Raw genomic sequence first — 571 nt, 5'->3', positions numbered from 1 at the left:
CGCAAGCCAGCGTCAGGATTGAGCACACCTGCATCGGCGATGCCAAGTCGCTGGTTTGCTGGTCCGAACGCAAGGGCAGGAGGTGAACGACGACCCCCGCGCCCCCTGGCAGCAGAAGCTGGACTTCTACCTGGCCGAAGAGGCGAGGGTGGCCGACCCCGCCCAGCGGCTCCAGCTCCAAAGGGCGATCGACGAGGTCCGCACCAAGCTCGCCGAGCTGGCGCCGCGGCTCGAGCCCGCCGCTCCCCCGCATCCACCTCGACCACCTCTCCCTGCTGCGCACCTAGCACTTCCTTGGGCGCGGCTCGGAGCTGCAACAGCTCGACCAGGCCCTGGCCTAGGTTCAAGCCACGTCGATCATCGAGCTGACCGTCTCTGTGCCCTCACAGGATGCGCGCGTTCTCGTGCCCGGGCTCTGCTCCGGCACACCGTGTTGGCGGCTTTGCCGCCCGGGGGCGCACGTGGTCGGGTCGGATCAACCCGTGGCGACGTACCTTCAGCAATGGATAGGGCGGGGGTAGGAGCTGCAGAACGCGCGCCTGGGCCAAATGTCCAACGGACAGACGGTGCG

General features: G+C 68.1%; 1 protein-coding gene. It reads right to left on the bottom strand.

The window, feature by feature from the left end; translation table 11 throughout:
* A partial coding sequence (locus CKO31_RS26615) for a hypothetical protein (RefSeq protein ID WP_207148138.1) occupies positions 1–253 on the bottom strand: 253 nt, incomplete at its 3' end.
* Positions 254–571 lie beyond the last annotated feature (318 nt).

This window comes from Thiohalocapsa halophila (assembly GCF_016583825.1).
In the GTDB taxonomy this organism is placed as follows: Bacteria; Pseudomonadota; Gammaproteobacteria; order Chromatiales; family Chromatiaceae; genus Thiohalocapsa; species Thiohalocapsa halophila.
The sequence above is the reverse complement of the archived record's forward strand: the minus strand, read 5'-3'. Positions and strand labels throughout refer to the sequence as shown.